Source organism: Streptosporangium sp. NPDC049046, from assembly GCF_040649155.1.
In the GTDB taxonomy this organism is placed as follows: Bacteria; Actinomycetota; Actinomycetes; order Streptosporangiales; family Streptosporangiaceae; genus Streptosporangium.
In genome coordinates, this window is sequence record NZ_JBEZEZ010000005.1 from 203,197 (window position 1) to 225,989 (window position 22,793).

Sequence of the window (22,793 nt, forward strand, 5' to 3'; positions counted from 1 at the left end):
ACCATGACGACCCCCGACCCGGCAGGCCCCGTGGCCAGACTGCTGCGCTACGCCAACGAGGTCCACGCGCTGGCCGGGCAGTGCGGCAGGAAGGACCTCGCGGAGGTGCTGGCCGCGTGCGCGGGCCGATGGAAGGACGAGTGCACCGACATCGTGGTCGCCGGGGCACAGAAGCGCGGCAAGAGCCGGCTGCTCAACACGCTGGTGTCCCACCCCGACCTGCTGCCCGTCGACGCCGACGTCGCCACCAACTGCTTCCTGTCGCTGCGGCGCGGCCCCCGGCTCGCCGCCGTCGTGCACCGCGGCACCGACGCGGGGCCGGTCGAGATGCCGATCACCATCGAGTCGATCCCCGACTACGCCTCGATGCGCGGCGACGCGGGCAAGCGTCGCGACGTCGTCAGTGTCGACATCACCCTCGACAACCCGCTGCTCGACGGTCTGCGGCTGCTCGACACCCCCGGCGTGGACAGCCTGACGGTGGGCCACCGGCAGGTGACGGTGGCCATGCTGCAACGGGCCGACGCGCTGTTGTTCACGCTCAGCGCGCAGGACCAGCCGGTGCTCAGGCACGAGCTGGAGTTCCTCGCCGAGGCCGCCGAACGGGTCCAGGCGATCGCGTTCGTCCTGACGAAGGTGGAGGACTCGGCCAACTGGCGCGCTCTGCAGGAGGAGAACAAGACCCGCCTCGCGACCTTCGTCAACGAGGCGATCGCGGCGGACCCCCGCAGGGCGGCGACGCTCGCCCCGCTCCTGGAGGCGCCGTGGATCCCGGTGAGCGCCAAGCTCGCCGAGGCCGCGGAGGCCAAGCGGCGTGAGGGACGCACCGAGCGCGCCGACACGCTGCGGGCGCGCAGTGGCATGGACGTGCTGGAGCGGTACCTGCGCGGCTTCGCCGAGGGCAGGGACTCCGCGCGGGGCGCCACGGTGGTCGCCGCCGCGCTGTCGGTGCTGGCCTCGCTCGCGACCGGCGCGAAGGACGACGTCGCCGCGGGCTCCGACGACGAGGGCGACGTCACGGCCCGGCTCGCCGAGGTGGACGCCGGCCTGGCGGAGCTCGCCGAGCTGGCGGGGCGCCGCAGGGCGGGCGCGGTGGCCAACACCTTCCTCGGGCGCGAGGTGGCGGGCATCGTGGCGGCGCGGGTGTCCGAGATCCGCCAGCCGTACGAGAACACGATCGCCACGCTGAAAAAGCAGGCCCAGATCGACCAGTACATGGCGGAACTACCGGAAAGCGTGCAGCGCTCGCTGGAGGCGGCGTGGTCGCAGATCGTCTACGACGTGGAGAAGCTGTCCAGGACCACGCTGGACGCCTTCGCCCGCGATCTCGGCCTCGACCCGGTCGACCTGGCCACCGACGGGCGCGCGATGCCCAGCCTCTCGCAGGTCCAGGTCAGGGGCGATCTCGCCGCGGACGACCCCGGCAGTGTGGATCTGGTCCGCGACGTGCTGCCCTCGGCCTCGATCGGGTTGTCCCTGGGCGGATTCGCCACGGCCCTGCTCGGCCCGGTGGGCTTCATCCTCGTCGCCCCGGCCATCGGGGCGGCCATCTTCATGGGGCGGCGCTCGATGGAGAAGGTGCAGCGCAGCCAGGCGGCGATCAGGGGAGCACTGCGCGACCAGTTCTCGGTGGTCGCCAGGGAGATGACGCTCGACCTGGAGCGGATGGTGGCGACCTGGCGGGTGGGCGTCGAGCAGACCGCGGACGAGAGCCTGGCACGGCGCCGCAGGGAGCTGGAGACCAGGCGGGCCGAGCTGAAGTCCGCCTCCGCCCGCTCGGCCGCCGAGCGCCTCAAGGCTCGCAAGTCGGGCGAGGATCGCATCGCCGCGATCGGCACCCTCACCAAGCGCGGCGAGGAGCTTCGCAAGGAACTGGCCACCGCGGTGGCCGCCCTGGGCGCGGAACGGCCGGTGCCCGCCGCGACCTGACCGGGCGTCTCCCGGTCGCGTGATCGCGGCCGGGGATCGTCCCGCCGTCCGTCCGTCGTTCCGGTGGCCGCCGGAACGACGGGCGACGCCGCCGCGGCGGTCTTCGTCCCGTCCGGCCGGGGGCCGCGAACGATCAGAGCGGCAGGTGCACCAGGGTGGCGGGCTGGTCGCGGGTGGCGCCGGTCGCGTCGGCGGGGCGGTGCAGGCAGAGCAGGCCGGTGGGAACCCGGGCGACCGGCTCGAACACCCCCGGCGTGCGGTGCACCTCCCGCGCCCCCGCCGGGGTGATGTGCAGCAGCCTGCTGCGTCCCGCGTCCAGCATGGTCATCCACATCGAGTCGCCGTCGGCGACGAACCTGGGGCGCTCCCAGCGATGCCGCGAGGTGAGGTGGCCGGCCAGGGTCGCCGACTGCTTGCCCATCAGGAACTCCAGCGTCTGGGAGCGCTGGTCGAAGATACCGACCGACCAGCCCCTCGCGGGGCTCACCTGGTCGGTGCCGACCGCGTAGATCTGATCGCCCGCCGGGAACCAGCGCAGCGCGCCGCCCCGGGGCCGCGGCATGATCAGCCTGGTCCTGCCGTCGGCGGTGTCGGCCTCCAGCCCCGCCGAGCCGGAGGTGAACCACCTGCCCCGGTGCAGGACCACTTGATGCAGCCAGCTCCGCCCCGGCTCGCGCACCGTCGGGCGCACGACACCGCCGGGGTCGACCAGGCACAGCACCTGCCACGGCCTGAAGTCCTGGTGCCTGTTCTGGAACATCGGCTTGTTGCTGCTGAACTGCCCGAGCACCACGGTGCAGCCCGGCGCGCCCACCGAGGGCGACGGCTCGCTGCCGCTGGGTGCCTCCTGGTCGAGCAGCCGGCGCAGCCTGTTGTCCTCGTTGAGGAACCACTGGGCGTACGGGCCCAGCTCGCGCGGCTGGGGGGCCTGGAACGCGAAGGTCCCGCCCAGGTCGAGCTCGATCACGGCCAGGCTGCCGGTCTCCCCCCAGGGCAGGCCCATCGTGGCGTCGACCGGGACGGGCTGCCGGGAGTTGAAGAAGACCCACGCCGTACGGCCGTGAACGATCACGGTCGGGTCGTCCCACATCTGTGCCGGGTGGGTGGCGCGAACGGCCAGGTCGGGGGTGAGGGTGCGGACCAGCACCTGCGCGGGCCCCACCTGTTCCACGGCCACGACACCTTCACCGGACGCGGCCCACTCCACGAGCCTGCCGAAGCGGAACTCCCTGTCGTGGCGGCCCCCGGTACCGTCGAGCCTGCGCAGCAGGTGGCCGCTCTCGAACGCCTGGTGGACGAAGACCCGGCCCGCCTCGGCCCGCGCCTCGAGCACGGCGTCCATGACCTTCTCGATCCCCTGGACGGTGGGCCCGCCCAGCGTGCCCCCCGTACCCGCGGCCGAGCCGGTGACGGCCCGGTGGCCGCCGGTGGCGCTGCCCCCGGGGCCGGCGAGCACCCGGTGGTCCCCGGTGGCACCGCTCGCCGGGCCGGTGAAGGCCCGCTGCGCCGCGGCCGGGGCGGCGACCGACGTGCCAGGCAGGTTGCCCCCGGCCCCGAGGGCGGCGCCACCCGCGAGGACCGGGGAATCCGCCACCTGGCCGGGGAAGGACCGCTGCCCCGCGCCGGAGAGCCGCCCGGCACCGGGAGGGACCGGATGACCGCCGGTGGCGGGCGAGACCGGATGGCCGCCGGTGGCGGGAGCGGAGCCCTTGCCCGGCTCGCGGTGTTCGACCTTGAGCTTCCAGGCCAGCTGCGCGGCGCCGTACGCGACCACGATCTTCGGGTCGTCGTAGGTCCTGACCCGCTCGCCGAAGCGCTCACGCACGGCCTTCTGGACCAGCGGCATCCTGCTGGGCCCGCCGGTCATGAACACCGCGGCCAGCTCGTCCATCTCGACCCCGGCGCCACGGATCGTCTCGTCGAGGATGTCCACCGTCCTGCGGATGTCCTCACCGATGAGATCCTCCAGGTCGGCCCTGGTGATGTGCACGTCCTCGTTGATGCCCACCACGTAGTGGGAGGAGGTGTCGAACTTCGACAGCGTCTCCTTCGCCTCCCTCGCCATCTTGAGCAGGTCGGCGGCGTAGCTGACGTAGCGACGTTCGGGGTTGGTCGTCACCTGCTGCCACCAGTCGGCGTCGATCCGCTCGATCTGGGCGCCGAGGAACGCGAAGACCTGCTCGTCGAAACCCTCGCCGCCGATCTCGTCGCTGCCCCCCGGCTCGCCGACGACCGCGAAGTCACCGCCGTCCACGGTGAGGACGGCCGCGTCGAACGTGCCGCCGCCCAGGTCGTAGACGGCGAGCCGCGACCCGCCGACCGCCCGCCCCGCGGACGCGAAGTATCGGGCCGAGGCCACGGGCTCGTCGATGAGCGCGATCCGCACCCCGCTCACGACCTTCCTCGCCGCCGCCAGCAGCACCGCCTTGCGGTCGGCACCCCAGGCCACCGGGTGGGTGAGCGCGATGCAGTCGGGGTCGGCGCCGTCGAACCGCCGACGCCCCTCACTGACGAACGGTTCGAGCAGCGCCGCGAGGGCGTCGGCCACGTCCACCGGGACGCCTCCGAGCAACATCCGCTTCCGGCCGACATAGCGCTTCGGGTTGCGTTCGACACGCTCGGGATTGGTCGCGATGCCCCGCTGGGCGACCCTGCCCGCCACGAGCGCCCCCCGCTCGTCCAGCATGACCGCGGAGGGAATGCGCCGCTCTCCCTCGACTTCCAGGACGTCGAAGCGTCCTTCCGCCGCTATCACCCCGGCGGAGAAACTCGTCCCCAGATCGACACCGAGGCACCACTGCGCCATGTCCACTCCTTTTGAACTCCTCCCCGGCCGGATCGACCGGAGACTCTCCCCTCACGTCGCGGTCAAGCGGCGCGAGGGGGTTCACGCCGCGCGGACCGGACAACCCCGGGGTCTCCGCGTCCCGACACCGGCGTTCCGACGGCGTTCGTAGATCCAGATCCCATCATTCCGCATCCGGCGACGACGGTCGGAGCACGAAAGGAAACGTTCGGGGACCGGAAAGGCGGGGCGGTCGCGTCCCCATCATCTCGCGACCGCGCCGGTTCCGTCTCCCGCACGGTCCGCCGCGGCGCGAGAGGGCCCCGGAACGCGAAGGGCCGGGCGCGGGTGACCGCCTTCGCGGGGATCAGCCGCCGATGCCGCCGTCGGGGCGGACGGCCAGGGCGGCGATGACGCGGGCGAAGTCCGGCGGGGGCGCGACCACCAGCCGGGTCTGCCCGTCCTGACTGACCAGATCGGCTCTGATCAGGGAGAGACGGCCGGCGTGCCACCAGTAGACCTGAGGGCTGAGCGCCCCGGCGCGCATGTCGAACTCCCGCTGGGCGAACAGCCGAAGCCGCTCGATCGCGCGGACCACGCCGATGCCCTCGACCGGGTGGACGATGAGCGTCGCCGGGTCGGGCAGGGCGACGAGGACCCCGTCGGAGGGAACCGGCAGGTAGTCGCCCAGCCTGCGGAGGTGGGCGGCGGCGCCCTCGGTGGGACCGGTGAGCCTGCGCACGGCCACCCCGCCGAGATCACCCTCGGTGACCGAGAGCCGCTCGTCCCCGCGCGCGTTCTCCAGGGCCAGGTCGAGGGCCTGGGCCGCGGCGATCGGCCAGCAGCCGACCTCCTCGGGGCGGACCGGGCGCCCGGCGTCGCCGTCACCGACGGTGAGCACCTCGACCAGGTCGGCGGTGAGGTGGCGCCCGACCACGCGGGCCGGATCCAGGTCGTCGTCGAGCTGGATGCGGGTGCGCAGCAGCGGGCGTACCTGCTCCAGGTCGCAGGCGTCGAACGGCTCGTCCACCGTGGCCAGGGTGTGCGATAGGTAAGCGGAGACGATCACCGGCCAGTCCTCGCGGGAACGCCTGAGAGCCTCGGCGCGCAGCCCGGCCAGGCGCACCACGACCCGGCGCGGGCCGGTGAGCGTGAGGGTCCCGCCGCCGGGGTCGAAGGAGCAGGCGTAGCCGAGATTGTCCGCGACCAGGGCGAGCAGGGAGTCGAGATCGACCTCTTCGACCGGACGCCTCGGCGTCTCGGTCCGCCGGTCACGGTGCCGCCGGAACAATCTCACGCGTGCGCCCCCTCTGCCGGTTTCCTCCTAGGTTCGCACCTAGAGTGCCTTGCCGACGCCCCCTGTTGAGTAGGCCAGAGAGCACGATTTTGCATCAATAGCACCAAGTGCCCCGAGCAATACAGAGAACTGTGGCTCTCCATGCCCTATCGGAAGCCCTGCGACAACGGGCACCCCGAGCGGCGCGAGCAGCTCCTCCAGCACCGGGTAGGGGTCGCCGCAGCCGACCCAGGACCCCAGGACGAACCCGGCGGCCCCGTCGAGTGCCCCGGTCTGCAGCAGCTGGACGAGCATCCTGTCGATCCGGTACGGCGCCTCGGCGACATCCTCCAGCAGGACGATCCGGCCCCGCGCCGACAGCGCGTACGGAGTGCCGCAGAGCGCGGCCAGCAGGCTGAGGTTGCCGCCGGTGACCGGCGCCGTGACGTCGCCGGGAACGATCACCCGGTCGCCGGTGATCGTCGGCGGGGCTCCGGCGAGCGCGGCCGTGAAGTTCTCGAAGGTGCGAGGCTCGGGCCCCTCGGGGTCGCTGATCGTGGAGCAGGCCGGCATCGGCCCGAACCAGGAGGCGAGGCCCAGCTCCACGGCGAACGCGCTGTGCAGGGCGGTGATGTCGCTGGAGCCGACGAGCGCCTTGGGACCGGCGGCCCGCATGGCGTCCCAGTCGAGGTGACCGAGGAGACGGGTCGCGCCGTAACCGCCGCGGGCGCAGAACACCGCGCTCACCGCGGGATCGCACCAGGCGTCCAGCAGATCGGAGGCGCGGGCGGCGTCGGAGCCCGCCAGGTAGCGGTCCCTGTCGAGGGTGTGGGCGCCGATGACGACCTTCAGCCCGAGCCCTTCCAGGACGCGAACGCCGCGCGCCAGCCGCTCGGAATCGGGAGGTCCGGACGGGGCCACCACAGCCACCGTGTCGCCGGGACGAGGCGGAGGCGGGACCGGTATCCCGGCAGCCGGTTCGTTCACTCCGCAAACGGTGCCACACTGGGCTTTCATATGCGACCTCCGCCCCACATCCTGGTGGTCAACGGCATCAAGGTCCGCAGGCCGGTATTCGTGCTCGCCGCCCCGCACTCCGGCGCGGATCTGCTGGCCCGCGCCCTGAAACGCTCCCCCGGGTTCCACGTCACCATGGGGCGGGCGGCGGTGGCGCACGTCGTCTACGCCTTCGCCCGGCGGCCCTCGATCGCGGGACGGGGCATGGGCGCGACCCGCGTGCTCCGCGACGCCCTGGCCGAGTCCTGGCAGATCGTCCCCGGCGCCTGCGGGGAGTGCCCGCCCACCTGCCGGGAGGCGGGCGGCGTGACCGGGGCGGGCCCCTGCGCGGCCCCGGGTTCCGTGGTCCGCTTCGGAGACGCGAGCCCCGACCTGCTCTACAGTGCCTCGGTGCTGCTGCAGGCCTTCCCCGACGCCCGCTTCGTCCAGCTCATCAGGGACGGCCGCGACGTGGCCGCCGACATGCTGGCCGACCCCGAGTCCCTGAGGTGGTTCAAGCCGGCTCTGCTCAGCGACGAGACGGAGTTTCCCAACCCCTTCCTCGGCGTCAACTCCGGCGAGCACCGCGAGCGCTGGAAGGCGATGCCCACGGCGGGCAAGTGCGCGCTGCGCTGGCGCAGCGCGGTGCGGCTGTCGGCCTCGCTCCATCAGGAGCTGCCCCGGGAGCAGATGCTCACCCTGCGCTACGAGGATCTGGTCTCCTCCCCCGCCGAGTCCCTCGACGGGCTCTGCCACTTCCTGGAGACGCGGGTCCCGAAGATCGCCCTGCTGGGCAGGAGCGTGCCGAAGGTCGGTGTCTGGCGCACCCGCCTGCGCGGCCAGGACGCCGAACTGGTGTCCAAGGTCGCCCGCGAGGAGCTCACCCGCCTGGGCTACGCGTCATCCTGACGTCGGCCCCGGCCGAGGACGGCTCCGGCGGCGAACCTCTCCTGCCGGCGACCGGGCACGGCCGCCCCCTGCCGTCGCCGCCGTCCAGCCGGTTGCCACGGGCCTCGGGGCGCGGTCACCAGTTCGGGATCTCGAACGTCGCGCCGGGCCGGATGTCCCCCGGCCGGCGTACGGGGACCGCGACGGCCGTGGAACAGGTGCCGGAGGTCGGGGCACCCTCGCCGGTCCGCAGCGTGTCCAGGATCGTCTCCCAGGTGCCGTCCACCGACCACCGGCGGTGCCGGTTGTAGACGGTCTTCCAGTTGCCGTAGGCCTCCGGCAGCTTGCGCCAGGGAGAGCCGGTCCTGCTACGGAAGAACACCCCGTCGATGATCGTGCGGTGATCGGCCCACCGGTTTCCCCGCCGGGCGTGAGCGGGCAGCAACGGCGCCAGCCGTGCCCACTCGTCGTCGGTCAGGTCATCGCGTTTCAACCGGTCGTCCACGTTCTTATGATCTAACACCATCTGTACCGGAAGATCCACTCGGCGACGCGGCGCCGGGCATCAGGAGGTGTGGCTGAACTGGGTCCGGTAGAGCTCGGCGTAGATCGCCCCCATGGCCAGAAGCTCCTCATGGCGGCCCCGCTCGACCACCTGACCGTCCTGGACCACCAGGATCTGGTCCGCCTCGCGGATCGTGGACAGGCGGTGGGCGATGACCAGCGAGGTGCGTCCGGCCAGCGCGATCTTCAACGCCTGCTGGACCGCGGCCTCGGACTCGGAGTCGAGGTGCGCGGTGGCCTCGTCGAGGACGACCACGCTGGGCGCCTTGAGCAGCAGCCTCGCCAGGGCCAGCCGCTGCTTCTCGCCGCCGGACAGCCGATGACCACGGTCGCCGACCACGGTCTCCAGGCCGTCGGGGAGGTCGAGGACCAGGTCGGAGATCTGGGCGGCGCGCAGGGCGTCCCAGATCTCCTCGTCGGTCGCCTCCGGCCTGGCGTAGCGGAGATTGGCCCCGATGGTGTCGTGGAACAGGTGGGCGTCCTGCGTGACGACCCCCACGGTGTCGTGCAGAGAGGCCAGGGTGGCGTCGCGCACGTCCAGGCCGTTGACGCGGACCGCGCCCTCGCCGACGTCGTAGAGGCGCGAGACCAGACCCGTGATGGTGGTCTTTCCCGCGCCCGAGGGGCCGACCAGGGCGACCATCTCGCCGGGGTGGGCGGTGAAGGTGACTCCGCGCAGCACCTCCTGGCCCGGCCCGGTGTCGGGGCGGGCCACCGCCTCCAGCGAGGCGAGCGACACCTCCGAGGCCGACGGATATCCGAACCGGACGCCGTCGAACTCCACGGAGGCCGGGCCGGCGGGAACGGGCCGGGCGTCGGGGTTCTCGGCGATCATCGGCTTCAGGTCGAGGACCTCGAAGACCCGGTCGAAGCTCACCAGCGCGGTCATCACGTCCACGTGCACGTTCGACAGGCTCGTCAGGGGGCCGTACAGGCGCATCAGGAGGGCGGCGAGCGCCACCAGGGTGCCGATCTCGAAGACGTCGGAGACGGCCAGCACGCCTCCCACGCCGTAGACCAGGGCGGTGGCCAGCGCCGCGACCAGGCCGAGCGCGACGCGGAAGACCGTCCCGTACATGCCGACGGTGACGCCGACGTCACGCACCCGCCCCGCCCTGCCCGCGAAGGCGGCGGCCTCGTCGGCCGGGCGGCCGTACAGCTTGGCGACCATGGCCCCGGCGACGTTGAACCGCTCGGTCATCATGGTGCTCATCTCCGCGTCGAGCTCCATCTGCTCGCGGGTGAGCCCGGACATCTTCCTGCCGACCCACTTCGCGGGAAAGATGAAGATCGGTAACAGCACGAGGGCGACGAGGGTGATCTGCCAGGAGAGCACCAGCATCGCGCCGAGGACCAGCACCAGCATGACCACGTTGGACACCACCGACGACAGGGTGCTGGTCAGCGCGCGCTGGGCGCCGATGACGTCGGTGTTGAGCCGGGAGACGAGGGCACCGGTCTGGGTGCGGGTGAAGAAGGCCACGGGCATGCGCTGGACGTGGTCGAAGACCTCGGTGCGCAGGTTGTAGATGAGGCCCTCGCCGATTCGTGCGGAGAACCAGCGCTGGGCCAGGGTGAGCGCGCCGTCGGCGACCGCCAGGCCCGCGATGACCACTGCGAGGGCGATCACCACCCCCTCGCGCTTGGGGATGATGCCGTCGTCGATGATCGCCTTCATCAGCAGCGGGTTGGCGATCACGATCACCGAGCCGACCACGACCAGCGCGAGGAAGGCGGAGATGTGCCGCGAGAAGGGGCGCGCGTAGCGGGCGATGCGTCTGACCGTGCCCGGTGCCAGACGCTGCTTGGTCACCGACCTGTCACGCCGGAACGAGAACATCGCCTGGGGACCGAGTCCCCCACCCATCATCGCCATACGGCCTCCTCTGCCGATGCGAGCACCGGGAGAAGCGCGATCATTCCCCTGTCAGCTCGGGGCGAACACCGTCGTCCTTCGGCGGGCGCCCCGACGTGGAACGGGCGCGGCGAGTCGAAGACGGGTGCCACGGGTTCGGGACAGGCGCCGCGGCCCCCAGGACGAGCACCGTCGGCTTGGTACGGGCACCGACAGTCCGAGGTGGGCGCCCTCGGCCCGAGACGGGCACCGCCGGTCTGGCGGGGAACCGTCGTGGGACGGACGCCCGCGGCCCCCCTGGGCGGGACGGCCTACCCGAAGAGCGCCTTGACGCGCTTGGCCTGCTCGCGCGCCTCGGCCGCGCTCTGTTCGGCCAGCGTGCGCCCCGAAGCCCCCTGAAGCAGCCGCTTGGTCGCCGTCGCGGCGTCGCGGTCGGTCGCCAGCAGCGCGTCGGTCAGGTCGCGCACGGCCTGTGTCAGCTCGTCGGGCGCGACGACCAGCTCCGCCAAGCCGATCCTGGCCGCCTCCCGCGCCCCCACGACGCGGGCGGTCAGACAGATCTCGATGGCCCTGGACAGGCCCACCAGGTCGACCAGCGGCTTGGTGCCGGTCAGGTCGGGAACCAGCCCGAGGGCGGGCTCCTTCATGCACAGTTTGGCGTCGTCCGCCAGGACCCGCAGGTCACAGGCGAGCGCGAGCTGGAATCCCGCACCGATCGCGTGGCCGTGAACGGCCGCCACGGAGACGATGTCGGGACGCCTCAGCCAGAGGAAACCCCGTTGGGCCAACGCCACCCGCTCGGCGAAAGAAGCCTCGTCGAGTGTCGCGGAGGACGCGAACGACCCCTGCCCAGGAACTCCCTCCGGTGTGAACATCCTCAGATCGATCCCCGCGGAGAAGGACGGCCCCTCACCTCTGATCACGACGACCCTCACCTGCTGCGGCAGGCCGTCACCGATATGAGCCAGAGCCGACCAGGTAGCGAACGTCTGAGCGTTTCGCTTCTCAGGACGGTCCAGCGTGATCGTCGCGATCTCGCCGTCCACCTCGCAGCGCAGACCGACCTCCTCGAGAGAGATCTCCTCCGCACTCCCCCCGAACATCGCTTCCGCCATCGCCTGTTCTCCCACCTTCGGTATCCGCCTCGCCCGAGCCTATCGATTCCCCAGAATGAGGTTCTACAGGATCGGGCGGGGGCGGCGTCAGCGTGGGGGACGGCGGCTGCGGTCGCGCGTTCCGAGGCGGGGTCAGCGCTTGGACTTGCCTCGGGTGGCGCCACCGCGCCCGCGCAGAGTCACACCGGACTCGCTCAGGATGCGGTGGATGAACCCGTACGACCTACCGGTCGAAGCGGCCAGGGCGCGGATGCTCTCACCCGCGCTGTAGCGCTTCTTGAGATCGGAGGCCAGTTTTTCACGGTCGGCCCCGGTAACCCGGGTGCCCTTCTTGAGAGTCTCGGCCACGAGTACCTCCTGTAGTGCCAGACTTCCGCAGCGTTACACACGCCATGATCAGTCATTTCAGCGAGATCGGCTACCTACTCCACGGGAAAAGATCCGTACCCGCTCAAATTAAGATCAGGCAAGTGCCACAAGATCGGAAAATTCGTCGCTCCACGCGTCTTCAACTCCGTCAGGCAGCAAGATCACCCTATCGGGTCGTAGAGCCTCTACAGCACCCTCATCATGCGTGACAAGCACAATTGCCCCAGAATAGGACGTTAGCGCCGAAAGAACCTGCTCTCTGCTCGCCGGATCGAGGTTGTTCGTGGGCTCGTCGAGGAGGAGGACGTTCGCCGCGGACAACACCAGCGTGGCCAGCGCCAGCCGCGTCTTCTCCCCGCCCGACAGCACCCTCGCGGGCTTGTCCACGTCGTCCCCGGTGAACAGGAACGAGCCCAGAACCTTGCGCAGTTCCACGTCGGGAAGCTCTCCCCCGGCCGAGCGCATGTTCTCCAGCACGGTGCGCTCGGGGTCGATCGTCTCGTGCTCCTGCGCGTAGTAACCCAGCTTGAGCCCGTGTCCCGGCTTGACCGCACCGGTGTCGGGCTCCTCGATGCCGCCGAGAATCCGCAGGAGAGTGGTCTTGCCCGCGCCGTTCAGGCCCAGGATGACGACCCTGCTCCCCCTGTCGACGGCCGCGTCGACGTCGGTGAAGACCTCCAGGGAGCCGTACGACTTCGACAGCCCCTCCGCCATGATCGGGGTGCGCCCGCACGGGGCCGGCTGAGGGAAGCGCAGCTTGGCGACCTTGTCGCCGCGCCGCTCCACCTCCAGGCCCGACAACAGCCGCTCGGCACGACGCTGCATGTCCTGCGCGGCCTTCGCCTTGGTGGCCTTGGCCCGCATCTTGTCGGCCTGCGACATCAGGGCCGAGGCCTGCTTCTCGGCGTTGGCCCGCTCACGCCTCCTGCGCTTCTCGTCGGTCTCGCGCTGGGCCAGATAGGCCTTCCAGCCGACGTTGTAGGTGTCGATCACCGCGCGGTTGGCGTCGAGGTGCAGGACGCGGTTTACCGTCGCTTCAAGAAGCGAGACGTCGTGGCTGATAATGATCAAGCCGCCCTGGTGAGATCGTAAAAAATCACGAAGCCACCCGATTGAGTCCGCATCTAGGTGGTTTGTCGGCTCGTCAAGCAGGAGAGTCTCCGCCCCGCTGAAGAGGATCCTGGCCAGTTCCACCCGCCTGCGCTGCCCCCCGGAGAGGGTCTCCAGCGGCTGGCCGAGCACCCGGTCGGGCAACCCCAGACTGGAGGCGATGGAGGCGGCCTCCGACTCCGCGGCGTATCCGCCCAGGACGTGCAGCCGGTCCTCCAGGCGCCCGTAGGCGCGGACCGCGCGGTCCCGCGTGCGGTCGTCGGCCGAGGACATGCCGAGCTCGGCCTCACGCAGCTCACGCAGCACCTGATCGAGCCCCCGCGCCGACAGGATGCGGTCGCGGGCGAGGATGTGCAGATCACCCGTACGAGGGTCCTGCGGCAGGTAGCCGACCTCGCCGCTGATGGTGACCGTGCCCGAGGCGGGCGATCCCTCTCCGGCGAGGACCCGGGTCAGCGTGGTCTTCCCCGCCCCGTTCCGGCCGACGAGCCCGATCTTGTCACCGGGGTTCACCCGGAAGGACGCGCCCTCGATGAGCAACCGGGCCCCGGCCCGCAGTTCGATGTCAGAAGCTACGATCATGGTTGGAGAACACTCCCAGCAGGAAATACACAGGCTCACATCACTGTGGCCGAACCCGCCGCGCCCTGTGTCTCCCGGCTCTCGGCTCGGCCGTCTCGCCTTCATGGGGACGACGGTCAATCGGGAGTGCGCATACCGATCAGTGTACGGCGCGGCACCGGCCGGCTTCTCCACGATTACGTGAGTCCAGCTCAAGCGGGACCGGCTCGCGCGAGAGCCGGTCCCGCCCTTACTCACGCCTGCTCCCTGTCACCACACCCGCCTCACGGGCCCCCGTAGTGTCCCCTCACGCGACGCCCGCTCACGCGGGATCCGCTCACCGCACCCGCCTCGCAGCACGCCCGGCCACATCCGCCCGGTCAGAGGGGGTCGCTCACCCTGATGCGTACCGCGCGGAACTGGGCGGGGGTGTCCTTGAGGATCACCAGCCGAGGATCGGGGACCGTCAGAAAGGGCTCGGTCTCCAGCGCGAAGACCGGGGCGAGCCTGCGGTCGGGCCGCAACGCGTCCATCGCGCGCCGGTCCCCGCCCAGCACGACGGCCTCCAGCTCACCCATGTGCGGGCCGAGGACGCGCAGCGCCACCTCCGCCGCCGCCTCGTGCGCCTGGTCCACCTGCTTCTCCCTGCGCCGGGCGAAGCGCCGCTGTGACCAGCCGCCCGCCGCGCTGCGCCCGTGGACCTGCCGTGAGCCGACCTTGGAGGAGAGCAGCTCCTCGCCCTGGAAGATGCCCGCCGCGTGGCCGCCCAGCCGTACGAGCAACACACCGATCCTGCGCTCGGTGCGCACGTGGGTGACCAGGCGCGCGATCGGGCCACCCCCGGCACCGGTGAGCGGAGGGAACGGCACCTGGCACTCGGCGACCGCGCCGTCCGCGCCGTCGAGGCGTACGACGGAGGCCGAGGCCGTCACGCTCGGCGGACCGTGCCGGTCGACGAAGCCGTCGATCCAGCGGTTCAGGCGTTCGGGCGCCACGGAGACCCAGCGGCCTCCCCCCTTGGCCGGTCGCGACGTCATGGAACGCGACACTACCGGCCGACCTCGCCGGACACACGATCCCCCCGGTCAAGTCCAACGAACGGCGAAAAGTCGGTGAACATCACAGTGCGTTACTTATGCACCGTCAAAGGATGCCCCATGCTCGGAACGTGACCACCAGAGCGCGAGCCGTCCCGCAGTCCTCCGCGGCAGGCACGGGTGTCACGCCTGTCGTCGATCTCGACACCGGAGGCGTCATCGCCTTCCAGGCCGACGGCGGAAGCCGCGGAAACATCTCCTCGACCGTCCAGACGGTGCGCGAGGTCGCCGCGAGCGAGATCCTGCTCCCCCTGGTGCTCACCCTGCCGGCGGCCGCGGTGATCGGCGGCTCGGCCGCACTCGCGCCGCTCCACGAGGCCCTGCGCGCCTCAGGCCGGCGGCCCCGCGAGGTGATCCTCACCGTACGAGGCGACTTCGCCCAGTTCGAGCGCCGCTCCCTGCTCACCGGGCTGGACGGCCTGCGCGCCATCGGCTACCTCATCGCGGTCGGCGACCTGGGCACCGGGCACGTCCCGCTGGACCTGGTCGCCGACGCGGCGCCCTACCTGGCGGTGATCTCACCGGACCTGATCGCCCAGGTTCCCCACGACCCGCGTCGCACCGCGATCGGCGAAGGCCTGGCGAGGCTCGCGCGGGGGACGGGGGCGCACGTGCTGGCCCCGGGGGTGAGGGACGAGGCGCAGCTCTCCGCGATCCGCGGCTGGGGGGTGCGGCTGGCCCAGGGCCCTCTGCTGGTCCCCGGCCCGTCGGGGCGGGTGCACGTACCGCTCCCGGTCGTCGAGCAGGAGTCCTCCCGGCTGGTCCTCGGGCCCCGAGTCCACGAGTTCCTGCTGCCCGCGGTGACCCTCCCCTACGACGCCACCGCCGAGGCCGTGATCGACGCCTTCGGCAGCGAGCCGTCCATCACCAGCGTGATCCTCGTCGACGAGTACCAGCGCCCGAAGGGCAGCCTCGACCGCAGTCGCTTCCTGCTGTCGATCGCCGGGCGCTTCGGCCACGCCCTGCACGGCAGGAAGGCCGCCGGACGACTGGCCGACCCCGCCCGCACGGTCCCCAGGACCACCCCCGCCATAGCCGCCATGCAGGTCGCCGGCCGCGACGCCGAGCGCGTCTACGACGACCTGGTCGTCACCGACGAGGTGGGGCGCTGCATGGGCGTCGTCCGGGTCTCCGACCTGATCCGCCAGGTCGCGGCCATGCAGAGCTGAGGAGGTCGCGTCCGCGAGCGGTGCGATCCTTCTCGACCCGGCCCGACGCCTTTACATTGTAGATCTTAATATCCGTCGCGCCCTCTTGGCAGGCGGGCATGATCACGATAGGAAGGGGCACAGGGCGGGACGACGGCGAGGGGTGCCAGATGGGCGAGCGCGGACCTCGGGTCGGGCGGCGAGGGCTGCTCGGCGCGGGACTCCTGGCCGGAGCCGGGGCCGCGCTGTCCGGCTGCACCCCGGGCGAAGAACCCGCCGCCCCCACCGCGTCACGGCCTCCGTCGTTCGACCCCGCCAGCTGGGAGTCGGTGCGGGCCCAGTTCCCGCTCGACCCCTCCTACGCCCAGTTCGCCGCCTACGTCCTCGCCGCCCATCCCGCCCAGGTGCGGCGGGCGATCGAGGAGCACCGGCGCGGCCTCGACACCGACACCGACGCCTACCTGCACGGCGAGAACAGGGAGCAGGTGGTGCGCGAGGCCGCCGCGGCCTACCTGGGCGCCGACGCACCCGACGTCGCCCTCACCGACAGCACCACGATGGGCCTGGGCCTGCTCTACAGCGGCATGCGCCTGCTCCCCGGCCAGGACGTGCTCACCACCGAACACGACTTCTTCGCCACCCACGAGAGCCTGCGGCTGCTCGCCGCGAGGACCGGCGCCAAGGTCGGCAGGGTCCGCCTGTACGACGACCCGGCCAAGGCCTCCGCCGACGAGATCGTCTCCCGGCTGAAGGCCGCGCTCACACCGAGGACCCGGGTGGTGGCGATCACCTGGGTGCACTCGGGCACCGGGGTGCGGATGCCGGTCAGGGCGATCGCCGACATGGTCGCCGAGGCCAACCGCTCCAGAGACGCCGAGGACCGGGCGCTGTTGTGCGTGGACGGGGTGCACGGCCTGGGCGCGACGGCCGACGGGGTGGAGGAGCTGGGCTGCGACTTCTTGGCCGGTGGCACCCACAAGTGGCTGTTCGGCCCCCGGGGCACCGGCGTCCTGTGGGGAAAGGGGCGGGCCTGGGGCGCGCTGCTGCCGGTGGTCGCGAGCTTCTCCAACGTGACCGTCGACCCGGGGACGGGCGACGAACCGTACGGCCCGGGCGGGCTCCTGCACACCCCCGGCGGCTACCACAGCTTCGAGCACCGCTGGGCGCTGAACGAGGCGTTCGCCTTCCATCGGGCCATCGGCAAGGAGCGGGTGGCGGCCAGGATCACCGAGCAGGCCACCCAGCTCAAGGCGGGGCTCGCGGCCCTGCCCAACGTACGGCTGATCACCCCGGTCTCCCCCGAGTTGTCGGCCGGCCTGATCTGCTGCGCGATCGACGGCGTGGACGCCCCCGCCGCGGTGGGCAGGCTCCGCAGGGGCCACCGGATCATCACCAGCGCCACCCCGTACCGGGACGTCTACCTGCGCTTCGGGACCGGGATCGTCACCACCCCCGAACAGGTCGACCAGGCGGTGAGGGCCGTCGCCACGCTCCGGTGACATATGGTACGAGTTAGGTTCACCTAACTTAGATCCCCACGGAGTGACATATGGCAGACGAGAAAGCCGAGCGCCGCAACCGGAAGGTGACGAGCGGCCTGGTCCGGCGGGTCGAGCGGCTCACTCCCCACATGATCCGGGTCGTGGTCGGCGGCGAAGGACTCTCCGGGTTCCGCACGGACGGCTACACCGACCACTACGTCAAGCTGCTGTTCGCCCCGGCCGGGGTGAGCTACCCCCGGCCGTTCGACATGGAGGCGATGCGCGCCCTGCCCCGCGAGCAGTGGCCCACCACCCGCACCTACACCGTGCGCCGCTGGGACGCCGAGGCGGGCGAACTCACACTCGACTTCGTCCACCACGGCGACGCCGGCCTGGCCGGACCGTGGGCCGACCGGGTCCGGCCCGGCGAGGAGGTCCACTTCTTCGGCCCCGGCGGCGCGTACGCGCCCGACCCCGAGGCGGACTGGCACCTGTTCGCGGGGGACGAGAGCGCGCTGCCCGCCATCGCCGTCTCCCTGGAGAACCTCCCCGCCGGCGCCCGCGCCTGGGCCTTCATCGAGGTCGCCGGCCCCGAGGAGGAGCAGAGGATCGACTCCCCCGGTGACGTGAAGATCGTCTGGCTGCACCGGGGTCCCGCCCAGTACGGCGAGAGGCTGGTCAAGGCCGTCCGCGAACTCGACTTCCCCGCGGGAGACGTGCACGCCTTCGTCCACGGAGAGGCGGGCTTCGTCCGCGATCTCAGACGCCACCTGCGCACCGAGCGCGGTATCCCGCTGGCGAGACTCTCCATCTCGGGCTACTGGCGTCTGGGCCGTGACGACGAGGCGTGGCGCTCCTCCAAGCGCGAGTGGAACGAGCGGATCGAGACCGAGGAGGCCGCGGCGCTCTCCTCGTGAACCCCGCTCAGAGCCAGCCCTGGGTGCGGGCCCGCTCGACCGCCTCGATGCGGTTGCGGGCGTGCGTCTTGCGGATGGCCGAGGAGAGGTAGTTGCGGACCGTCCCCTCCGACAGGTGCAGCCGTGCGGCGATGTCGGCGATACCGGCTCCGCCCGAGGCCGCGACCAGGACGTCACGCTCGCGGGGCGAAAGCGGGTTGGGGCCTGCGCTGAGCGCGGCGGCTGCCAGGCCCGGGTCGATGACGCGCTCGCCGCCGTGGACCCGCCGGACGGCGGCGGCGAGTTCACGGGCCGGACTGTCCTTGACCAGGAAGGCCGTCGCGCCGGCCTCCATCGCCCTGCGCAGGTAGCCGGGGCGGCCGAAGGTGGTCAGGATCATGACCCGGCAGCCGGGCAGCGCCTCGCGGATCCGTGCGGCGGCGACGATGCCGTCGTCGCCGGGCATCTCGACGTCGAGCAGCGCGACGTCCGGCCGGACCCGCAGGGCCACGGCGAGCGCCTCGGCGGCGTCGGCGGCCTCCCCCACCACCTCGATGTCGGGCTCCAGGCCGAGGAGCGAGGCCAGGGCGCCCCGCACCATCGCCTGGTCCTCCACCAGCAGCACCCGGATCACCGACTCCCCTCCTTCGCCGGCGGGTGAAGGAGGCCGGTGTGCGGCACCGTGACCAGGAGGACGAAACCGCTCGGCCGCGGCCCGGCGGACACCGTGCCACCGGCCGCCCGTACCCGCTCGGTGAGCCCGGTCAGCCCGCTGCCCTGCCCGTCCGTGGCCGTGCCGCGCCCGTCGTCCGCGATCTTCAGGGTCGCGGCCGTCTCGTCCATGGTCACCTCGATCTCGCACCGGGTCGCCCGCGCGTGCCGGATGACGTTGGTGACCCCCTCCCGCACCGCCCAGCCCAGCAGCTCGTCCAGTTCCTCCGGCAGTGAGGGGCCCGCGAGCCGGATCGTGAGCCTCGTCCCCGCCGCCTCCAGGGCGGCGCGGGCCCCGTCCAACTCGCCGGAGAGGCCGCGCTGGCGGTAGCCGGTGACGGTGTCGCGCACCTCGACCAGCGCCTGCCTGGCCACCGACTCGATGTCGCGGATCTCGGCCACGGCCCGTTCCGAGCCGCTCTCCGCCAGCCGTCCGGCCAGCTCGCTCTTGAGCACGATCAGTGACAGGCTGTGGCCGAGCAGGTCGTGCAGGTCCCTGGCGATGCGCAGCCGCTCCTCGCTCGCGGCGAGCCGCGCCACCTCCTCCTGTGCCTGGCGGAGCCTCACCACCAGCATCCGGGTGTTGCGCACCCCCATGAACAGGACGCCGAGTGTGATGACCTGGAAGACGAGCACCAGGGTCGCACCGGGGTCGTTCTCCTCAAGCAGGCCGATCAGCGCGACGGCGAGGCCCATCGCGAGGACACCGATCACCGAGAGCCGCGGACGCAGCGCCATGCCGTAGACCACGGCCATGTAGATCGGCAGGGTCAGCCAACCGCCGCCGAAGGCCACCGCCAGGCCGACTCCCAGCAGCGTGGTCACCCCCAGCAGCCAGTACGTCAGGCGAGTGGGGTCCCCGAAGTTCCTCGGGCTCAGCACCGTGGCGATGTAGAGGGCGACGAAGGCGGCCAGACCGGCACCGCCCCAGACGGCCCCGGCTCCCGACAGCTCGCCGGTGACGATCTCCAGGACGGGAAAGCACAGGTAGACCAGGCCGATGGAGATCCCCAGCAGACGCCGGAGGCGGGACGGGCGCTCGCCCGTCCCGCCGAAGGTGAGCGCGGAGACGCGGATCATGCCCGGACGAGCGCCCTGCGGTAGGCGAGCACCGCGGCGGTGCCGAGCGCCGCGGCCCAGAGCGCGACGATCACCATCTCGGACGGCGGCGCCGCGTCGCCGGCGACGAGGTGGTGGCCGATGTCGACGTAGGAGAAGGAGGGCATCGCGTGCACGACGCTTTTCATGGCCTCGGGCATGATCTCCACAGGGAACCACAGCCCACCCAGGATCGCCAGCCCGAACGCGCTGATCATCGCGGCCGACTGCGCGGCGTCCGCGGGCAGCAGCGAACCGATGAGCAGGCCGAGCGCGGCGAACGGCAGGGCACCGATCCACAGAGCCGGGACCAGCACGAGCCACTCCCCCACCGGCAGCCGGACGCCCTGGGTGAGGATCGCGGCCAGGCAGACCAGCGCCATGGACGGCAACACCAGCAGCAGCGCGGCGACCAGCTTGGTGACGATGATCGCCCAGCCGGGCAGCGGGGTGACCCGAAGCTGGCGGAGCCAGCCGGACTGCCGCTCCTGCGCCCACGGCACGGCGGTGCTCATCAGGCTGGCCGCGATCGCCCCGTACGCGGCCATGGAGACCATGAGGACGACCGCGGCGCTCACCCCGCCGGAATCCGGCTCGGCACCCCAGATGCCGGAGAAGATCAGGTAGAACACCGTGGGGAATCCCACCACGAAGATGATGTAACGCCTGTTGCGCAACATCCGCAGAACCTCGATCTTGACGTAGTTCGGCATCAGGGCTCCCGGGTGAGGGCGAGGAAGGCGTCTTCGAGGTCGGCGCCGATGATCCTGAGGTCGCGGATCTCCAGCGAGGTGCTCCGGTACAGGGCCGCCACGGTGGCGTCGGGGTCGGCGGTGCGCATCGTGGCGACCCCCTGGGAGATCTCCGCGGCGAGGACACCCGGCAGGCCGTCCAGCCCCGCGACCGGCTGCCCGCCCAGGGTGAAGCGGACGACGTGCTCGCCGATCCCCGACGTGATCTGGGCGGCGGTGCCGTCGGCCACCACCCGGCCCCGGGTGATCACGATGACCCGGTCGGAGTTCTCCTCGGCCTCCTCCAGGTAGTGGGTGGCGAACAGGATCGTCCGGCCCTCGGCGGCGTAGTCGCGCATGCTCTTCCAGAAACGCAGCCGTGACTCCACGTCCATGGCCGCGGTGGGCTCGTCCAGCACCAGCAGTTTGGGCGCGCCCGCGATGGCCAGGGCGAACCTGACCCGCTGGGCCTGCCCGCCGGACAGCCTGCCGGCGCGCCGGCGCGCCAGTTCGGTGAGGTCGGCCACCCGCAGGATCTCGTCGAGGGCGAGCGGCTCGGGGTAGAGCCGCCGGACGAAGTCGACGAGTTCCCTGACCGTGAGCTCACCGATGAGCTCGCCGCTCTGCGGCATGGCCCCGATCTCCCCCCGGGCGACGGCCGCCTCGGGGGAGCCTCCCAGGATCTCGACCCGGCCGCCGCTCGGGCGGGTCAGACCCAGCATCATGTTGATCGAGGTCGACTTGCCGGCCCCGTTGGGGCCGAGCAGGGCGACGGTGTGGCCCACCTCGACGGAGAGGTTCAGGCCCGCTACGGCGAGCACGTCGCCGTAGCTCTTGCTCACGTCTGTGAGGGCGATGGCGTCCATGCCCCAACGCTAGGAGCGTCCGGCGGGAATCCTCAGTGCCGCTCCTCCTGGTTTGGGGATGACATTTGTCAGGTACGCCGACACCGCCACCGGGTGGGCGTCCCGGTGGCGCGGAAGATCATGGACGACGGGTCAGAGACGGCAGGCGAAGATGGCGGTCACCAGGATGGCCTTGGCGCCCATCTCCCAGAGCTGGTCCATGATCTGCTGGTGTCCCTTGCGGGGGACCATGGCCCGGACCGCGACCCAGCCCTCCCGGTGCAGCGGGGAGACCGTCGGCCCCTCCATGCCCGGGGTGAGGGCGATGGCCTCCTCGATCCGCTCGGCGCGGATGTCGTAGTCCATCATCACGTAGTCGCGCGCCACCAGCACGCCCTGCAGGCGACGGATGAGCTGCCGCAGGCCCGCGCTCTCCTCGGTGCCGATCCCCTTGATCAGCACGCCCTCGGAGCGGGCGATCGGCTCGCCGAACACCTCCAGGCCGATGTTGCGCAGCGTGGTGCCCGTCTCCACGACGTCGGCCACCGCGTCGGCCACGCCCAGCCGGATCGCGGTCTCGACCGCACCGTCCAGCTTGATCACCCGGGCCTCGACGCCCTGCTCGGCGAGGTACGCCTCCAGCAGGCCCGCGTAGGCGGTGGCGATGCGCCTGCCCTTGAGATCGGCGACGGCGTCGAAGTCACCGGGGTTGGCGGCGAAGCGGAAGGTGGAGCGGCCGAAGCCGAGCGGGATGATCTCCTCGACCCGTGCCCCGGAGTCGTGGAGCATGTCGCGGCCGGTGATCCCGGCGTCCAGGGTGCCCTCGCCGACGTAGACGGCGATGTCCTTGGGCCGCAGGAAGAACAGCTCGCAGGAGTTCTCGGGGTCGACGACCACGAGCTCCTTGCTGTCCTTGCGGACGCGGTATCCGGCTTCCTTGAGGATCGTCTGGGCACCCTCGGTGAGGGCGCCCTTGTTGGGTACGGCGAGACGCAGCATGGCGGGATTTCCTTACGTGTGGACGAGACTGCCTACGAGACCGGGAGCCGGGCGCACCGGCTCACAGATGCTTGTAGACCTCGTCCAGCCCGATCCCCTTGGCGATCATGAGGACCTGCACGTGGTAGAGGAGCTGGGAGATCTCCTCGGCCGTCCGCTCGTTCGACTCGTGCTCGGCCGCCATCCAGCTCTCGGCGGCCTCCTCCACGACCTTCTTTCCGATGGCATGGACCCCGGCGTCCAGCGCGGCCACGGTGCCCGAGCCCTCGGGCCGGGTGCGCGCCTTGTCGGACAGCTCGGCGTACAGCTCTTCGAAGGTCTTCATGATCTCTCTCGGAA

20 protein-coding genes are annotated in these 22,793 nt (G+C 71.6%); 5 read left to right on the top strand and 15 right to left on the bottom strand.

The genetic code is table 11. The features are described 5' to 3' along the window. The first annotated feature begins 3 nt into the window (after window positions 1–3). A complete protein-coding gene (locus AB0B96_RS09070; RefSeq protein ID WP_362897295.1) occupies window positions 4–1,929 on the top strand; it encodes a dynamin family protein in 1,926 nt (641 codons plus the stop codon). Window positions 1,930–2,062: 133 nt separating this feature from the next. Here AB0B96_RS09070 and AB0B96_RS09075 read toward each other — a convergent pair whose 3' ends face one another. The 3 genes from AB0B96_RS09075 to AB0B96_RS09085 all read right to left on the bottom strand — a co-directional run bounded on the left by AB0B96_RS09075 (window position 2,063) and on the right by AB0B96_RS09085 (window position 6,977). Then, a complete protein-coding gene (locus tag AB0B96_RS09075) occupies window positions 2,063–4,735 on the bottom strand; it encodes an Hsp70 family protein (RefSeq protein ID WP_362897296.1) in 2,673 nt (890 codons plus the stop codon). 346 nt (window positions 4,736–5,081) lie between these two features. Beyond that, complete coding sequence (locus tag AB0B96_RS09080; protein ID WP_362897297.1) at window positions 5,082–6,011, bottom strand: hypothetical protein; 930 nt, start codon at window positions 6,009–6,011, stop codon at window positions 5,082–5,084. A 39-nt stretch (window positions 6,012–6,050) separates the two neighbouring features. Further along, window positions 6,051–6,977, bottom strand: a complete 927-nt coding sequence (locus AB0B96_RS09085) for an LD-carboxypeptidase (RefSeq protein WP_350947715.1) — start codon at window positions 6,975–6,977, stop codon at window positions 6,051–6,053. Window positions 6,978–7,007: 30 nt separating this feature from the next. On the opposite strand from AB0B96_RS09085, the gene AB0B96_RS09090 reads away from it, so the two are divergent. Further along, window positions 7,008–7,895 carry a sulfotransferase gene (locus AB0B96_RS09090; protein WP_362897298.1) on the top strand — a complete coding sequence of 296 codons (888 nt, stop codon included), beginning with the start codon at window positions 7,008–7,010 and terminating at the stop codon, window positions 7,893–7,895. A gap of 115 nt (window positions 7,896–8,010) precedes the next feature. Here AB0B96_RS09090 and AB0B96_RS09095 read toward each other — a convergent pair whose 3' ends face one another. The 6 genes from AB0B96_RS09095 to AB0B96_RS09120 all read right to left on the bottom strand — a co-directional run bounded on the left by AB0B96_RS09095 (window position 8,011) and on the right by AB0B96_RS09120 (window position 14,485). After that, window positions 8,011–8,379 carry a transposase gene (locus tag AB0B96_RS09095; protein WP_362897299.1) on the bottom strand — a complete coding sequence of 123 codons (369 nt, stop codon included), beginning with the start codon at window positions 8,377–8,379 and terminating at the stop codon, window positions 8,011–8,013. A 60-nt stretch (window positions 8,380–8,439) separates the two neighbouring features. Further along, window positions 8,440–10,314, bottom strand: coding sequence for an ABC transporter ATP-binding protein (locus tag AB0B96_RS09100; protein WP_362897300.1), 1,875 nt, complete (start codon window positions 10,312–10,314; stop codon window positions 8,440–8,442). 290 nt (window positions 10,315–10,604) lie between these two features. Beyond that, window positions 10,605–11,408 carry an enoyl-CoA hydratase/isomerase family protein gene (locus tag AB0B96_RS09105; protein WP_350947719.1) on the bottom strand — a complete coding sequence of 268 codons (804 nt, stop codon included), beginning with the start codon at window positions 11,406–11,408 and terminating at the stop codon, window positions 10,605–10,607. Between the two features lie 132 nt (window positions 11,409–11,540). After that, on the bottom strand, window positions 11,541–11,756 hold the full coding sequence (locus AB0B96_RS09110; RefSeq protein WP_030904785.1) for a helix-turn-helix domain-containing protein: 216 nt from the start codon (window positions 11,754–11,756) through the stop codon (window positions 11,541–11,543). Between the two features lie 114 nt (window positions 11,757–11,870). Beyond that, on the bottom strand, window positions 11,871–13,469 hold the full coding sequence (locus tag AB0B96_RS09115; RefSeq protein ID WP_362897301.1) for an ABC-F family ATP-binding cassette domain-containing protein: 1,599 nt from the start codon (window positions 13,467–13,469) through the stop codon (window positions 11,871–11,873). 359 nt (window positions 13,470–13,828) lie between these two features. Continuing rightward, window positions 13,829–14,485, bottom strand: a complete 657-nt coding sequence (locus AB0B96_RS09120; protein WP_362897302.1) for an acVLRF1 family peptidyl-tRNA hydrolase — start codon at window positions 14,483–14,485, stop codon at window positions 13,829–13,831. Between the two features lie 131 nt (window positions 14,486–14,616). Between AB0B96_RS09120 and AB0B96_RS09125 the strand changes: the two genes are divergently transcribed. From AB0B96_RS09125 to AB0B96_RS09135, 3 genes are all read left to right on the top strand, one after another. Beyond that, window positions 14,617–15,714 (top strand): EAL domain-containing protein, encoded by a 1,098-nt coding sequence (locus tag AB0B96_RS09125; RefSeq protein ID WP_362897303.1) that lies wholly within the window; start codon window positions 14,617–14,619, stop codon window positions 15,712–15,714. Between the two features lie 149 nt (window positions 15,715–15,863). Continuing rightward, window positions 15,864–17,192 carry an aminotransferase class V-fold PLP-dependent enzyme gene (locus AB0B96_RS09130; protein WP_362897304.1) on the top strand — a complete coding sequence of 443 codons (1,329 nt, stop codon included), beginning with the start codon at window positions 15,864–15,866 and terminating at the stop codon, window positions 17,190–17,192. Between the two features lie 50 nt (window positions 17,193–17,242). After that, on the top strand, window positions 17,243–18,091 hold the full coding sequence (locus tag AB0B96_RS09135; RefSeq protein WP_362897305.1) for a siderophore-interacting protein: 849 nt from the start codon (window positions 17,243–17,245) through the stop codon (window positions 18,089–18,091). Window positions 18,092–18,098: 7 nt separating this feature from the next. On the opposite strand, the gene AB0B96_RS09140 is transcribed toward AB0B96_RS09135, so the two are convergent. The 6 genes from AB0B96_RS09140 to AB0B96_RS09165 all read right to left on the bottom strand — a co-directional run bounded on the left by AB0B96_RS09140 (window position 18,099) and on the right by AB0B96_RS09165 (window position 22,779). Beyond that, window positions 18,099–18,704 (bottom strand): response regulator transcription factor, encoded by a 606-nt coding sequence (locus tag AB0B96_RS09140; RefSeq protein WP_362897306.1) that lies wholly within the window; start codon window positions 18,702–18,704, stop codon window positions 18,099–18,101. After that, complete coding sequence (locus AB0B96_RS09145; protein ID WP_362897307.1) at window positions 18,701–19,861, bottom strand: sensor histidine kinase; 1,161 nt, start codon at window positions 19,859–19,861, stop codon at window positions 18,701–18,703. The genes AB0B96_RS09140 and AB0B96_RS09145 overlap by 4 nt, the downstream gene beginning before the upstream one ends. Continuing rightward, entirely contained in the window at window positions 19,858–20,592 is a 735-nt protein-coding gene (locus tag AB0B96_RS09150) for an ABC transporter permease (protein WP_362897308.1), read from the bottom strand. Before AB0B96_RS09150 ends, AB0B96_RS09145 begins: the two co-directional genes overlap by 4 nt. Then, the gene (locus tag AB0B96_RS09155) at window positions 20,592–21,476 is read right to left on the bottom strand and encodes an ABC transporter ATP-binding protein (protein ID WP_362897309.1); all 885 of its coding nucleotides are present in this window, start codon (window positions 21,474–21,476) and stop codon (window positions 20,592–20,594) included. Before AB0B96_RS09155 ends, AB0B96_RS09150 begins: the two co-directional genes overlap by 1 nt. A gap of 132 nt (window positions 21,477–21,608) precedes the next feature. Then, complete coding sequence (gene hisG, locus AB0B96_RS09160; RefSeq protein ID WP_362897310.1) at window positions 21,609–22,454, bottom strand: ATP phosphoribosyltransferase; 846 nt, start codon at window positions 22,452–22,454, stop codon at window positions 21,609–21,611. 61 nt (window positions 22,455–22,515) lie between these two features. After that, window positions 22,516–22,779: a phosphoribosyl-ATP diphosphatase gene (locus tag AB0B96_RS09165; RefSeq protein ID WP_350947730.1), complete on the bottom strand. Its 264-nt coding sequence runs from the start codon at window positions 22,777–22,779 to the stop codon at window positions 22,516–22,518. Window positions 22,780–22,793: the final 14 nt, after the last annotated feature.

Excerpts from the sequence above, each read along its gene's own strand:
- AB0B96_RS09070 (WP_362897295.1), top strand. The coding sequence starts at position 4 with ATGACGACCCCCGACCCGGCAGGCCCCGTGGCCAGACTGCTGCGCTAC.
- AB0B96_RS09075 (WP_362897296.1), bottom strand. The coding sequence starts at position 4,735 with ATGGCGCAGTGGTGCCTCGGTGTCGATCTGGGGACGAGTTTCTCCGCC.
- AB0B96_RS09090 (WP_362897298.1), top strand. The coding sequence starts at position 7,008 with ATGCGACCTCCGCCCCACATCCTGGTGGTCAACGGCATCAAGGTCCGC.
- AB0B96_RS09100 (WP_362897300.1), bottom strand. The coding sequence starts at position 10,314 with ATGGCGATGATGGGTGGGGGACTCGGTCCCCAGGCGATGTTCTCGTTC.
- AB0B96_RS09105 (WP_350947719.1), bottom strand. The coding sequence starts at position 11,408 with ATGGCGGAAGCGATGTTCGGGGGGAGTGCGGAGGAGATCTCTCTCGAG.
- AB0B96_RS09115 (WP_362897301.1), bottom strand. The coding sequence starts at position 13,469 with ATGATCGTAGCTTCTGACATCGAACTGCGGGCCGGGGCCCGGTTGCTC.
- AB0B96_RS09120 (WP_362897302.1), bottom strand. The coding sequence starts at position 14,485 with ATGACGTCGCGACCGGCCAAGGGGGGAGGCCGCTGGGTCTCCGTGGCG.
- AB0B96_RS09130 (WP_362897304.1), top strand. The coding sequence starts at position 15,864 with ATGGGCGAGCGCGGACCTCGGGTCGGGCGGCGAGGGCTGCTCGGCGCG.
- AB0B96_RS09135 (WP_362897305.1), top strand. The coding sequence starts at position 17,243 with ATGGCAGACGAGAAAGCCGAGCGCCGCAACCGGAAGGTGACGAGCGGC.
- AB0B96_RS09145 (WP_362897307.1), bottom strand. The coding sequence starts at position 19,861 with ATGATCCGCGTCTCCGCGCTCACCTTCGGCGGGACGGGCGAGCGCCCG.
- AB0B96_RS09150 (WP_362897308.1), bottom strand. The coding sequence starts at position 20,592 with ATGCCGAACTACGTCAAGATCGAGGTTCTGCGGATGTTGCGCAACAGG.
- AB0B96_RS09155 (WP_362897309.1), bottom strand. The coding sequence starts at position 21,476 with ATGGACGCCATCGCCCTCACAGACGTGAGCAAGAGCTACGGCGACGTG.
- hisG (WP_362897310.1), bottom strand. The coding sequence starts at position 22,454 with ATGCTGCGTCTCGCCGTACCCAACAAGGGCGCCCTCACCGAGGGTGCC.
- AB0B96_RS09165 (WP_350947730.1), bottom strand. The coding sequence starts at position 22,779 with ATGAAGACCTTCGAAGAGCTGTACGCCGAGCTGTCCGACAAGGCGCGC.